Genomic DNA, 12,799 nt, shown 5'->3' on the forward strand with positions numbered 1-12,799 from the left:
GATTTCTTGATTTCATTGACGATGGCAGGGCTATTATTCATCTTTATGTTGAACTTCTTCATTTTATACCTATCACCATTGTCGAATAAAAGAAACGTGTGGTATCATGTGGGAAGTTTACCGTCATATTGGTCATCATCTGACCTACTCGTTCACGATGAGCCATTTGACTTAGAGAAGCGAGGCTGGAAATGATGCAGCATATTATTTTAATCGGATTTATGGGCACCGGGAAATCGACGGTTGGGCAAGAAGTTGCCAAGAAGCTGGGCTGCAGCTTTGCAGACTTGGATACTGCTGTGGTCGCGCTAGAGGGCCGTACGATTCCTGATATCTTTGCCTCTGATGGAGAAGCTTATTTTCGAGAACAAGAAAGTCATGTTCTAGCTGGAATATTGAACAGTCCGACAAGGCATGTCATTGCAACGGGTGGTGGCATTGTCCTCCAGGAGAGCAATCGAGAGCTGATGCGAAATGGAGGCTTCATCGTGCATTTAGCAGCAAGCAAGGAGACGATACTGTCGCGTGTGAAGCGGGATCGCAATCGTCCGCTGCTTCAAGGCGATGTGGAAGAACGGGTGTCAAAGCTCATGCAGCAGCGCGAGGGACTGTATGATTTTGCACATACAACAGTTCTGACCGACCATGAGACAGCTGTGCAATTGGCTGCTCGCATTTGTAAGCTGGTCGAAGGCAATTGTGAATAAAAGCCCCTAGCAGGAGGGGCGTGCAGATTATTTGAGGCGTTATTTAGAGGTGTGCTCCAATTGACTCCAGGCGAGCATTCCGCCTTCCATATTGACACAGCCCTCCAAGCCGATATGCTGCAAGTATTCGCATACTCGTTCGCTGCGATATCCGCTTCGACAAATGAAAATGATTTCTTCCGTCCGCTCGATTTCGTCGAGACGATCTGGGATTTCATTCATGGGGATATGCTTGGCACCGGGAATCATTCCGTGAGCGACTTCCTCATCTTCCCGTACATCTATTAAATTTAGTGCTTCGCCGCGTTCTAGGCGTTGTTTCAACACAGCCACATCAATTTGAGCAATTGGATTCATAACGATTAGGCATCCTTTCTTATCTGGAATTCATTCGAGATAAGAGTTATTATACGTTGAAAGATAAAGGAGTGGAAGCGCATGGACGTAATCGTTCGATCAACACCAAAACTGCAAGGAGATATTCAGGCCTTATCCTCGAAAAACTATACGACTCGTTACCTTCTTGCAGCTGCATTGGCAGAGGGGACAAGCACGATTTATTATCCAGCTCACAGTGAAGACAGCGATGCGATGCGCCGCTGCCTCCGTGATTTGGGTGCCCAACTGGTTGAGGACGAAGAGAAGATTGTCATTACCGGCTTCGGTAAGCATCCAACATTGAGTAATTCCCATGAGCTGAATGTAGGGAATGCAGGAGCGGTATTGCGCTTCTTGATGGGCACAGCCTCTCTGCTGGAGGAAGTGAAGTTTGTTAATACGTATCCGGATTCCTTAGGGAAGCGTCCACACGACGACTTGATTACTGCACTTGAACAAATGGGCGTAGCGATTGAGCATCGGGAAGGCAAACTTCCGATTACGATCCGCGGTGGGAAACCACGTGGAGGAAAAATCAAGGTATCCGGCAATGTGAGTTCGCAGTATTTAAGCTCGCTGTTGTTCTTGGCTCCATTGCTGGAGGAAGACAGTGAAATTGAAGTAGTAGATGATTTGAAATCGAAGGTTGTCGTTGGACAGACGCTTGAAGTGCTTGCGGAAGCGGGCATTCGGATCGAGGCGAGAGAAGATCTGATGTATTTCAAGATTGCCGGCAACCAACAATATGAAGCGAAGACCTATACGGTGCAAGGCGACTATCCGGGCTCTGCAGCGGTTCTTGCTGCAGCGGCTGTCGTTGATTCTGATGTGATCATTCGCGGATTGACTGAGGACAGCAAGCAAGGAGAACGAGCCATTGTCGATGTGCTCCGCATGATGGAAGTACCACTGCAGCATGAGCATTCGGTCGTTCGAGTCCAAGGGAATCGCAAGCTGAAGGCCGTTGAGATTGATGGTGACGTGGCAACGGATGCAGTTCTCGCTATGGTGGCTGCTGCGGTGTTCGCAGAAGGTACATCCCGCTTCTATAATGTAGAGAATTTGCGCTACAAAGAATGTGATCGGATCACCGATTATCTCACTGAACTGCGCAAGGCTGGAGCGAATGTGGAGGAGCGTCAAGCGGAGATTATTGTTCATGGACGCCCTGAAGGTGTTTCAGGAGGCGTAGAAATTAACGCTCATTACGATCATCGTGTTATTATGGCATTGACGGTGGTTGGCTTGCGTGCAGAGCAGCCGATTCGAATTAAGGATGCTCACCATGTTGCCAAGTCGTATCCGCAGTATTTCGATCACCTGCGTGCGCTGGGAGCGCAAGTAGAATGGGTCGAAGAGAATGCTTAATGCATTACATATATGCTTGACATGTAAAGCATAAATATGTAAAGCATAAATATGTAAAGCATGATATGTAAAGTATGATACACAATGCTTGATAAACCGGCAGTATACTGTCCAGTGGAAGGGAGTTGTTACGATGAGTTATCAGCATCCATCGCAAGAGGCGATCAAGGAGCTACTGCGAAGCAGCACAAACATTGCAGTCGTCGGACTGTCAGACGATCCGACTCGCGTGTCCTATATGGTGGCGGAGGCGATGCAGCGCAAGGGATATCGCATCATTCCGGTCAATCCGAAGGCGGAGAGCATCCTTGGAGAACAATGCTATGCTTCGCTGCGTGATGTACCGGATCATATCGACATTGTTAATGTGTTCCGACGCAGTGAATACTGTGCGGATATTGCTTGTGAAGCTGCGGCTGTTAAGGCAGGGGCAATTTGGCTGCAGCAGGGGATCGTTAGTGAAGAGGCGGCTGCCATTGCAGAAGAGCACGGAATGACTGTCGTGATGGATTTGTGCATTAAGGTACTGGACTCGATTTTATTGCCGTATGGCAAGGGTGAGTCTGCTTCCACATAAAGTGTAAAGACGAAAGCCGGGCATTCCTAGTTGCTGCTGCGATGAAGGTGTCCGGTTTTTCGTGTGATAGGAGATAGAAGTGGCTACGAGAGAGGGACGCGGCTGTAAAATGCTTTGACAACAAAGCGTGATGCCCTTACCATTCTTGGTAGAAGGGAGGATGTGCATTGAATCAATTAGGGCGATTGCAGCAATTGTCGCGTGCGCTCATGCAGCCGCTAATCGCACTCCCCGCCGCCGCGCTTGCGATAGCAATCGGCAATTTGCTTCACAGCGCAGGTTTGACGGATACTGCGGTACTATTTGAACTGACAGGGAAGACGGTGTTTGCTGTTCTTCCTTATATTTTCGCAGTCGGGGTTGCACTTGGACTGTCCAATAATGCCGGTGTAGCTGCACTATCGTCCCTGCTTGGTATGTTTATTTTCAGGCAGCTGCTCGTCCAATGGCAAGCTACATTCGAGCCAACGATCCTCAACGGCATCCTGTTTGGGGTAATGGCAGGCTTCTTGCATGAACGGTTCAAAAACATAAAAATGCCAGAATATTTACAGTTTTTTGGCGGCCCGAGATTCGTCATTGCGATTACGATTATGGCTTCAATCCTGCTTTCCTGGCTGATGAAGCTGTTCTCGCCGATTTTACAGCAAGGGGTCATGTTTCTTGGCCAGGAGCTGCTTGCGATGGGAGGATTCGGGGTATTTCTATACGGGGTTCTGCATCGGGTGTTAGTGGCATTTGGATTGCATCATTTGCTTAATAACGTATACTGGTTCCAAATCGGCTCCTATACGAATAGTGAAGGAATGACCTTCACTGGAGATTTGCCGCGGTTTTTCGCTGGAGATCCGAATGCTGGCATCTATATGGCAGGCATGTATCCCATTATGATGTTTGCACTTCCGGCAGTCGCACTGGCCATCGTGCATGAATCACGAGAGGACTTGCGCCCGAAGGTGCGCAAAACCTATTTTACGGCTGCCTGTGTGTCATTATTGACAGGGATTACGGAGCCGATTGAGTTTGCCTTTTTGTTCGCAGCGCCGTATCTATTCGTTATCCATGCGCTGTTAACCGGAGCTGCGATGTGGCTGACCGCTGAGATTGGTGTGAGACACGGCTTCTCCTTCTCAGCAGGAGCGATTGATTATGTGATTAACTTCCACCAAGCAACGAAGGCGCTATGGATTATCCCGATCGGAATCGCATTCGGATTCATTTATTATGTGGTGTTCCGCTTTGCCATTCAGCGATTCCAAATTCCGACACCAGGCAGAGTTGACGGTTCATTGCTTGATGATATGGCAGGAGATCTGCTGCCGAGGGTTCCGCTTATTATTCGAGCGCTTGGGGGTAAAGATAACATCATTGATCTGCAGGCTTGTATTACGAGATTGAGATTAAGGGTTAAGAACGATAAGCTGGTAGATCGTCACGCGCTTCGTGTAATCGGTGCAGCAGGGGTCATTCGTCTTGGGGGCGGACATATTCAAGTCGTATTTGGAACCTACTCGGAGCTGATTAAGGACGAAATGGCGAAGCGCTTGCAGCGTGATCCGAATCAAATCTGGTTCGTGGCACCCGTACAGGGGCGGATGATACCAATCGAGGAAGTGCCGGATACGATATTTGCCAAGAAGCTTGTTGGCCATGGCGTAGCTTTTTATCCGGATAAGGGAGAGCTTGTATCGCCTGTGCGCGGACGCATCCGCCACATTTACCCTACGATGCATGCAATCGGCATTGAAACGCCGGAAGGGTTAGAAGTGTTGTTACATATTGGAATTGAGACGTCATCATTGAATGGCGCCGGTTTTCAAGCAGTAGTACAGGAAGGTGATGAAGTGAAACCGGGACAGCTGCTCATTAAATTTGATTTGCCGGAAGTGAAGAAGCGCTGCAAATCGCTCGCGACACCGATGGTGATTACGAACTCAGACACTGTCGCTTCATGGAGTATAGCGCCATATGCGCCTGTTCGGAAGGGACAGACTTCAGTCATGTCAGTCATTATGCATGAACATGCGGTTGGAGGTGCAAGCCGATGACACAGAAAGTCCAAGGTATCGGTGCATCCGCAGGCATTGCCATAGGCAAGGCATTCGTATTGCCGACTTGGGAGTGGGATGTTCCTGAGGAAAAGATGGATCCAGCCGACTTAGCGCGTGAATTCGAACGATTGTATGACGGAATCCGCTCCTCGAAGCATGAGATAGAATTTATTAAGAGTGAAATTAAAGAAATGGTTGGCAGTGAAGAATCCAGCATCTTTGATGCGCACCTGGCCATTCTGGAAGATCCGATCTTCATGAATGAGATTCAAGGGATCATTCAGCGGCAGTATAAAGCTGCCGAGGTTGCGGTCAAGGAAGCGATCGATCATTTCGTAACGATGTTCGATCTGCTCGATGATGAATATATGAAGGAGCGGGCGCTGGATATCAAGGATGTCGGCAACCGACTGCTCAAGCATTTGCTGGGTGCACCGGAAATTACACTTCCGACGGACACACAGCCGTATATTCTTGTTGCGAAGGAGCTGTCTCCGTCACAGTTGGTTCATTTAAATCCGAAGAATGTGCTTGGCATTGTGATGCTTCAAGGCGGGAAAACCTCGCATTCGGCCATTATGGCTAGAGCGCTGGGCATTCCGCTTGTGCTTGGACTGGAAGGGAAAGTTGCGAAGCCGATTCAGACCGGGGATACCGTCATTGTCGATGGGGAATATGGCATCGTACATATTGCTCCGCCGCAAGATGTGATCACTTGCTATGAAGCGCGGCGTGATGCCTATGTACAGGAAGCAGACGAGCTGCAGAAGATTGTATCCCTGCCAGCTGTCACACTCGATGACTTCGTTGTTCAGCTGGGGGCGAATATCAGCTCCACACGTGAGCTGAATATTGCCGATCAGAATGGAGCGGAGGGGGTTGGTCTCTTCCGTACCGAGTTCATGTACATGGATCGTTCATATCCGCCTTCAGAAGCGGAGCAGTTTACGGTATATCTGGAGGCGGCAGAGCATTGTAAGGATAATTCGGTGATTATCCGCACATTGGATGTAGGCGGAGACAAACCAATGGATTATTTGAATCTGCCGGAAGAGGATAATCCATTCCTTGGGTATCGGGCGATTCGCATTTGTCTCGATCGGCAGGATCTGTTCAAGACGCAGCTGCGGGCGATCTTGCGGGCAAGCGCACACGGCCCGATTATGGTCATGTTCCCGATGATTACATCGGTGAATGAGGTGCAAGCGGCTAAGTCCATATTGGAACAGGCCAAGGCAGAGCTGCGGGAAGAAGGACTTCCATTCAATGAAGGGCTGCCGGTAGGCATTATGATTGAGGTTCCTGCCGCTGCGATGATTGCCGATCAGCTGGCGAAGGAAGTTGACTTCTTCAGTATCGGAACGAATGACTTGGTTCAGTATACACTAGCCGTGGATCGGATGAACGAGCAGATTGCCCATATGTATGATCCTTTCCATCCAGCGGTGCTGCGCTTGATTCGTTATACGGTTCAGGCGGCGAAGCAGGCAGGCATTATGGTCGGTGTATGCGGTGAAATGGCAGGGGATCCGCGGGCGGTTCCGATTTGGCTTGCACTTGGCGTGAATAAACTAAGTATGTCCTCACGCTCCATTCCACGCGTGAAGGCGGCAGTTCGCCGTTCGACGGTGGAGCAGTGCAAGCGTATTGCAGATAGTGTGTTCGAGTCCGGAACGAAAGAAGAGATTGAGATGGTGATTGAACAGCGTTAATAGGAGATCCTTTCAAGGAGAAATACCATATACAAAAAGGCATGCCTTAGTACCGAAACTAAGGCATGCCTTTTTCGCATGAAGCGGGATATCCATTTATTTCTCTGCAAGCTTGTCGCAGAAAGCTTTGCCGTAGGCAGGCAAGTCAGGCGGTCTTCGTGCAGATACGAGGTTGCCGTCTACGACAACTTCTTCGTCAAGCCATGTGGCGCCTGCATTTTCCATATCGTCGCGAATTCCCGGTGTTGATGTCACTGTGCGACCGTTCAAGATTTTTGCAGAGATAAGCACCCAGCCAGCGTGACAGATTTGTCCGACAGGTTTGCCGGCTGCATCCATTTCCTTCACTATGCGAAGGGCGTCAGCGTAACGACGGATCTTATCCGGTGCCCATCCGCCAGGGACGAGTACGCCATCATATTGAGTTGTATCAATTTCTGCATAAGTATAGTCTGATGTTGCAGGAACACCATATTTGCCGATATAGGTCTTGCCGCGCTCTAGCCCTACCAGATGCACTTCAGCGCCTTCTTCGCGCACACGGTGTACCGGATACCACAATTCTAAATCTTCAAATTCTTCATCTACAAATGCAACAATTCGCTTGCCACTTAAACGCATGAATGTTGTCCCTCCTTCGTATGGTTATAGCAGAGCTTCTCACGGAGCCTCTCCTATTTCTTGCAGTTCTCTCAGAGAATTGGGATTTTTCCCATACAATGTCCATTGTCTCTTTTTCCATTATGACCTACGATCATAGACAACAGGATATCGCGTGTTGTCCATCTATTATTTAACCATATTGCCTGCAAAAAGCATACATGGGCATGTTGATTTGTCTTGGCAACGTGATATTCCTCATTGAAAAAAAGAAAAAACGACAATCTGCCCGCTGTTAAAAGTGTAAAAAAATACATATCCACGCATGGAAGGAGATTGTGGAGCGTAGTCGAATATTAGGATAACCCAAAATCGAAATACAGAAATCTGCACAAATTTTCAGCAAGAAGCCATAAGGTTCATCTAGAGATATAGTAAGACTACCTTGTATGTTCAGGGGTGAATGATATGTATACAAGATGCATTTGTGATCATTACATGGATATTACCGTTCGTACCGTTGTACATGCGCGTACAATTCATATCCACCGCGTTCCGGTGGTGACTTGTGTGAGTTGTGGGCGTTCGGAACTGCTTACTTTTGTCAAAAAAGATGTAGCCGCTCTCATACACAGCCGCATGGATATGATTGCTGAGAATCCACTTGCACTTGGGAAAGCTCCTCTGCATGTGTCCTTTGATGAGCAGAATGAGCTGGCCAGTGTCATCGTATCCTTGCTGGATGAAGAAGAAAGCGATGATATGCTGTCTCGATTGGAATGCCGCATTGCAGAGCGTGTCAATCAATTGCTTGATTTGTATTTATTTGCTCGAACATGCAATGACACGTTATGGATGGATGAGCTGCAATGTAGATTAAAACAGATTTCCGGTTTTAGTTTTGAGTCATATCGGGTTAAAATAAGTTAAAGCGCATTTTCATAGATCATTGCTTTGAATATGAATGATCTTCTCATACATGACAGCAATATATATTGAAGCATAGGAGGCACTACGATGGAAGCAGTTACGACGATGGAAGCATTGGAATCACTAATTGAACGGTCGAAGGAGCAGACAGTTATTCTATTCAAGCACAGCACACGCTGTCCAATTAGCGCACATGCGGATGAAGAGATGGTGAAGGTAGCTGAGGATTTCGAGCCGCAAGGGATTGCTATAGGCCGAATACTGGTTGTGGAAAATCGTGATGTCTCGCTCGCGTGTGCGGATATGCTCGGCATTCAGCACGAATCCCCTCAGGTCATCGTATTGCGGGATGGGGAGCCAGCATGGAATGAATCGCATCATGCGATACGATACGACAAGCTGGAGAGCGTCCTTGGGCTATAAACGGTAAATAATGACAAATGGTAGCTGATTTGCTCGTGACATTGCGAATTTTCTGAAAATAGCGTATCATTAACATAATATCAATGGTCGCAACAAATTTATCGTTAATTGGAGAGAAGGATCGTGACGGTAACTATTTATGATGTAGCAAGAGAAGCGGGCGTCTCGATGGCCACCGTTTCCCGGGTTGTCAATAACAACCCGAACGTGAAGCCGCAAACGCGTAAAAAGGTATACGAAGCGATTGAACGTTTAGGTTATCGCCCGAATGCAGTTGCACGCGGACTTGCGAGTAAGAAGACGACAACCGTTGGGGTTGTCATTCCTGATATTTCGAATTCTATCTTTGCCGAAGTAGCGCGCGGTATTGAAGATATTGCCAATATGTATCATTACAATATCATCCTGTGCAATGCGGACAAGAAGAAGGAGAAAGAAATTCGGGTTATTAATACACTGCTGGAGAAGCAGGTGGACGGACTGTTGTTCATGGGCGGAGTTGTTACGGAGGATCATGTTCAAGCATTCCGTACCGCTTCGGTGCCGATTGTTCTCTGTGCAACTACAGATGAGCATGGCATTATCCCATCGGTTGATATCGATCACGAGGCAGCAGCATTTGATGCCGTAAATACGCTTATTCGCCATGGACATCGCGATATTGCGATGATCAGCGGTACGCTTCAAGATCCTGCGAACGGGTTTGCTCGTTTCCAAGGATATAAGCGTGCATTGGAAGGCGCGGGCATCGAATACAAGGAGGACTTGGTTCGAATCGGTAACTACCGCTATGAGTCCGGCGTAGAGGCGATGAAGTATTTCCTCGGCTTGAAGAAGCGTCCGACGGCAATCTTTGCCGCAACGGATGAGATGGCTATCGGTGCAATCCACTGCATTCAAGATGCTGGCTTGAAGGTGCCAGATGACTTCTCTGTCATCAGTGTTGATAATATCCGTATGGCGTCTATGGTTCGTCCGCAATTGACAACAGTAGCTCAGCCAATGTATGACATTGGTGCGGTTGCGATGCGCTTGCTGACGAAGCTGATGAAGAAGGAAAATGTAGAACATTCACGTGTTATTTTGCCGCATGAGACAATACTTCGTTTGTCTGTAAGTGAAGTATAGGGTTATCGGTTGGTGCATGTGAATCAATAAAGATACCATGTTGGTATATACGCAAGGCCCCATGTATTGGGGCCTTTTGTATGATTATGAAGATGATATACATACAGGAGGTAGGTCTCGATGACAAATGCGCATGAAGCGGTTATTGGTATAATTGGGGCGATGGATGAGGAAATCGAATTGCTGCTTCAGGCAGCTCAGCCTGTAGAGCAAGTAGATGTAGCGGGATTGCGTTATTACAAAGGCTCACTTCACGGCAAGCATATCGTGATCTGCAAGTCTGGAGTCGGCAAGGTGAATGCTGCTGTCACCACGCAGGTGCTCATTGACCGCTTCCATGTATCGAAGGTGATATTCACGGGTGTAGCAGGTGCGGTTCATCCAGAGCTGAACATTGGTGATATTGTCATCTCGACATCGTGCATGCATCACGATATGGATGTCACAGCGTTAGGCTTTGCTCCAGGGATCATTCCATTTCAAGAGACTTCGCAGTTTATGGCGGATACGGGTCTTATTGAACTGGCAGAACGCGCGTGTGAACAGCTTGTTCCAGGCCGTTATCGCAAAGGTGTCGTGCTATCAGGCGATCAATTTGTTGCAGATCGGGACAAAGTGCGTCAACTGCATGAGACGTTTGCCGGATCGGCTTGCACAGAGATGGAGGGGGCTGCTGTAGCGCAAGCATGCTTCATTAATCAGATTCCGTTCGTTGTTATCCGCTCAATGTCGGATAAGGCAGACGGCTCTGCTCATGTGAACTTTGCTGAATTCACGGTGGAAGCGTCGCATCGTTCCCATCAAATTGTAGACAGCATGCTGCAAGGACTCACGGTCTAATTGCGAAATCATAGCCTCCAACAGATAAATAGAGCGGCGCAAGCAGTCCCATACATCGGACCTGCCTGCGCCGCTGCTCGTTCTATCGGATATATTCAAGTGCGAGCTCTTTGGCACGTGCATTACGATCTTCGATAATGCTGCGCCTCGGCATTGGCGCCCACTCTGTGGCATCATCGTGCCAGGTATGCGGGAGAGGCACAGGCGATTGCATCGACCACTTCGCTAACCACTGCTGGGGCAATGGCTGCTGGGGGTGGTTCTGTAACGAATGAGCCAGTGGATGCTCACTCATCTCCAGCCATAGCATGCTCCAAGCCCGCGGTACGACACGCCAGATGTCATAGCCGCCGCCGCCAACGGCAACCCACTTGCCATCGCAGTATTGATGAGCAAGCCGATGAATGATACGCGGCATTTCACTGTAGATACGGGTACTGCAGTGCATATGAGATAATGGATCGAGTGCATGAGCATCACAGCCATGCTGGCTGATAATAATGTCTGGCTTGAATGCCGCTGCCGCACTTTGCACGGTTTCAGTGAAGCATTCCAGCCAAGATTCATCCTCCGTATACGGCTCCAGCGGAACATTGACACACGCGCCGAACCCTTCGCCACCGCCACGTTCATGAACGAATCCGGTGCCAGGGAACAGAAACTTCCCTGTCTCGTGGATGGAATAAGTGAACACATCCGGGTTCGTATAGAAGCACCATTGAACGCCATCCCCGTGATGGACATCGGTATCCACATAGAGGACACGTGCTTGGTACGTTTGCTGCAGCCATGCAATCGCAACAGCTGCATCATTATAGACGCAGAAGCCCGCTCCCTTATCGCCGAACGCATGATGAAGGCCGCCGCCTAAATGCAGGGCATGCTGTGATTTTCCTGACATGACTGCCTCGCATGCAGCGATGGAGCCGGCAACTATCGCACATGCCGCTGTATGCATCCCTGTGAAGTAAGGGGTATCCTCGGTATGCAGACCGTATTGTGCAGCACGGGCGACCCATTCGGTTGATGGATTTGGATCGCTGAGATGCTTCACTGCGTCGATATAGTCAGCGCGATGAATGAGGGGCAGCCAGCGTTCGGTATCAGAGGCTTGCGTCTGAAGGCGAATGACAGCGCCTTCATCTATTGCTTCGGCGTACTCTAGCAGGTCATGCGTCATGGCAAGCCGCTGCTGATCGAATGGGTGATCCGCATTAAATCGATAACGGAGGGCTTCCTCATGCATGAAGTATAGGGCCTTACCTGACATGTCCAACCTCCCTCTCCTACAATACTAGTACATGAACCGCTGGCGGAATCGGACGCGATCGAATTGCTCTTCTGACGCTAACGGGACGTCCTTGCCGATGCGGACCATAAGGCAGTTGGCAGGGTGGGAACAAATTTCAGGATCATCCGTTGCATACCAGATCATGCCTACGGATTCCATCAATTTCTCCATCATCTTACGATAGTCCCATACGTTCATCCGAGTGCCGTCTAAATCCCAATGCCAATAGTATTCAGTCGTAAATACAATATAGCGCTCCATCTGTTCATCTTCAAAAGCCGTCGATACCATGCTTCTGCCAAGGCCCAGCGAGCGATAATCCTTGGCTACCTCGATGGCGCCAAGCTCAATGAGATCATCCATTCCTCCGTCTGACCAGCGCTCTAGTTCATCGGGGTAATGGAAGGTGACATATCCGACGATGGTAGAGCCTTCTCTAGCAATAATAATGCGTCCTTCCGGCAAATCCGCAATCTCGATAAGTGCTTGTTGCTGTTCTGCTGGCCTGCGGAATGCCTTCAGATCGGTGTGCATAGTCAAGGTGCGAAGAATATCGGAACGTACGGGGCCTTCGACGACGACAACTCGTTCTCGTTCCGTATGAGGAATAACATGAGCGTAGTATCTCTTCGGATGTTCCACACCGAGCAGCTCCTTTCGTCTCTTCCATTCCGTTATAGCAAAAAAAGGTTGATTTGAAAAGGAAAAGAATAGGCGAAAAAGAAAACGTATGCTATAATGATTTTGCCTTAAAGTTCATGATTTTTTCCCTTGACACCACGAACTGCATCATC

13 protein-coding genes are annotated in these 12,799 nt (G+C 48.7%); 9 read left to right on the forward strand and 4 right to left on the reverse strand.

The features are described from left to right. Nucleotides 1-191: 191 nt before the first annotated feature. Complete coding sequence (locus M3661_RS04620) at nucleotides 192-707, forward strand: shikimate kinase (RefSeq protein WP_251482638.1); 516 nt, start codon at nucleotides 192-194, stop codon at nucleotides 705-707. A gap of 39 nt (nucleotides 708-746) precedes the next feature. Here the strand turns inward: M3661_RS04620 and M3661_RS04625 are convergent, their stop codons facing one another. Next, nucleotides 747-1,064 (reverse strand): rhodanese-like domain-containing protein, encoded by a 318-nt coding sequence (locus M3661_RS04625; RefSeq protein ID WP_021256701.1) that lies wholly within the window; start codon nucleotides 1,062-1,064, stop codon nucleotides 747-749. Nucleotides 1,065-1,145: 81 nt separating this feature from the next. On the opposite strand from M3661_RS04625, the gene aroA reads away from it, so the two are divergent. The 4 genes from aroA (at nucleotide 1,146) to ptsP (ending at nucleotide 6,793) form a co-directional block, all read left to right on the forward strand. Further along, a complete protein-coding gene (aroA, locus tag M3661_RS04630) occupies nucleotides 1,146-2,453 on the forward strand; it encodes a 3-phosphoshikimate 1-carboxyvinyltransferase (protein WP_251482641.1) in 1,308 nt (435 codons plus the stop codon). 133 nt (nucleotides 2,454-2,586) lie between these two features. Next, nucleotides 2,587-3,030: a CoA-binding protein gene (locus M3661_RS04635; RefSeq protein ID WP_251482644.1), complete on the forward strand. Its 444-nt coding sequence runs from the start codon at nucleotides 2,587-2,589 to the stop codon at nucleotides 3,028-3,030. Between the two features lie 167 nt (nucleotides 3,031-3,197). Further along, entirely contained in the window at nucleotides 3,198-5,078 is a 1,881-nt protein-coding gene (locus tag M3661_RS04640; protein WP_251482646.1) for a glucose PTS transporter subunit IIA, read from the forward strand. Continuing rightward, entirely contained in the window at nucleotides 5,075-6,793 is a 1,719-nt protein-coding gene (ptsP, locus tag M3661_RS04645) for a phosphoenolpyruvate--protein phosphotransferase (protein WP_065290254.1), read from the forward strand. The genes M3661_RS04640 and ptsP overlap by 4 nt, the downstream gene beginning before the upstream one ends. A 96-nt stretch (nucleotides 6,794-6,889) precedes the next feature. Here ptsP and M3661_RS04650 read toward each other — a convergent pair whose 3' ends face one another. Further along, a complete protein-coding gene (locus tag M3661_RS04650) occupies nucleotides 6,890-7,414 on the reverse strand; it encodes a type 1 glutamine amidotransferase domain-containing protein (RefSeq protein ID WP_251482648.1) in 525 nt (174 codons plus the stop codon). Between the two features lie 447 nt (nucleotides 7,415-7,861). Between M3661_RS04650 and M3661_RS04655 the strand changes: the two genes are divergently transcribed. The 4 genes from M3661_RS04655 to M3661_RS04670 all read left to right on the forward strand — a co-directional run bounded on the left by M3661_RS04655 (nucleotide 7,862) and on the right by M3661_RS04670 (nucleotide 10,714). After that, complete coding sequence (locus M3661_RS04655; protein WP_251482658.1) at nucleotides 7,862-8,323, forward strand: hypothetical protein; 462 nt, start codon at nucleotides 7,862-7,864, stop codon at nucleotides 8,321-8,323. Between the two features lie 87 nt (nucleotides 8,324-8,410). Next, on the forward strand, nucleotides 8,411-8,746 hold the full coding sequence (gene ytxJ, locus M3661_RS04660) for a bacillithiol system redox-active protein YtxJ (RefSeq protein ID WP_065290257.1): 336 nt from the start codon (nucleotides 8,411-8,413) through the stop codon (nucleotides 8,744-8,746). Nucleotides 8,747-8,869: 123 nt separating this feature from the next. Further along, entirely contained in the window at nucleotides 8,870-9,874 is a 1,005-nt protein-coding gene (ccpA, locus tag M3661_RS04665) for a catabolite control protein A (RefSeq protein WP_021256693.1), read from the forward strand. Between the two features lie 120 nt (nucleotides 9,875-9,994). After that, entirely contained in the window at nucleotides 9,995-10,714 is a 720-nt protein-coding gene (locus M3661_RS04670; protein ID WP_065290258.1) for a 5'-methylthioadenosine/adenosylhomocysteine nucleosidase, read from the forward strand. Between the two features lie 82 nt (nucleotides 10,715-10,796). Here the strand turns inward: M3661_RS04670 and M3661_RS04675 are convergent, their stop codons facing one another. After that, on the reverse strand, nucleotides 10,797-11,984 hold the full coding sequence (locus M3661_RS04675; protein WP_065290259.1) for an acetoin utilization protein AcuC: 1,188 nt from the start codon (nucleotides 11,982-11,984) through the stop codon (nucleotides 10,797-10,799). Between the two features lie 24 nt (nucleotides 11,985-12,008). Next, the gene (locus tag M3661_RS04680; protein ID WP_021262588.1) at nucleotides 12,009-12,647 is read right to left on the reverse strand and encodes a GNAT family N-acetyltransferase; all 639 of its coding nucleotides are present in this window, start codon (nucleotides 12,645-12,647) and stop codon (nucleotides 12,009-12,011) included. Nucleotides 12,648-12,799: the final 152 nt, after the last annotated feature.

It is taken from the genome of Paenibacillus sp. MER 180 (assembly GCF_023713665.1).
In the GTDB taxonomy this organism is placed as follows: domain Bacteria; phylum Bacillota; class Bacilli; order Paenibacillales; family Paenibacillaceae; genus Paenibacillus_B; species Paenibacillus_B suaedae.

Excerpts from the sequence above, each read along its gene's own strand:
- M3661_RS04650 (WP_251482648.1), bottom strand. The coding sequence starts at position 7,414 with ATGCGTTTAAGTGGCAAGCGAATTGTTGCATTTGTAGATGAAGAATTT.
- ytxJ (WP_065290257.1), top strand. The coding sequence starts at position 8,411 with ATGGAAGCAGTTACGACGATGGAAGCATTGGAATCACTAATTGAACGG.
- aroA (WP_251482641.1), top strand. The coding sequence starts at position 1,146 with ATGGACGTAATCGTTCGATCAACACCAAAACTGCAAGGAGATATTCAG.
- M3661_RS04655 (WP_251482658.1), top strand. The coding sequence starts at position 7,862 with ATGTATACAAGATGCATTTGTGATCATTACATGGATATTACCGTTCGT.
- M3661_RS04675 (WP_065290259.1), bottom strand. The coding sequence starts at position 11,984 with ATGTCAGGTAAGGCCCTATACTTCATGCATGAGGAAGCCCTCCGTTAT.
- ptsP (WP_065290254.1), top strand. The coding sequence starts at position 5,075 with ATGACACAGAAAGTCCAAGGTATCGGTGCATCCGCAGGCATTGCCATA.
- M3661_RS04670 (WP_065290258.1), top strand. The coding sequence starts at position 9,995 with ATGACAAATGCGCATGAAGCGGTTATTGGTATAATTGGGGCGATGGAT.
- M3661_RS04635 (WP_251482644.1), top strand. The coding sequence starts at position 2,587 with ATGAGTTATCAGCATCCATCGCAAGAGGCGATCAAGGAGCTACTGCGA.
- M3661_RS04620 (WP_251482638.1), top strand. The coding sequence starts at position 192 with ATGATGCAGCATATTATTTTAATCGGATTTATGGGCACCGGGAAATCG.
- M3661_RS04625 (WP_021256701.1), bottom strand. The coding sequence starts at position 1,064 with ATGAATCCAATTGCTCAAATTGATGTGGCTGTGTTGAAACAACGCCTA.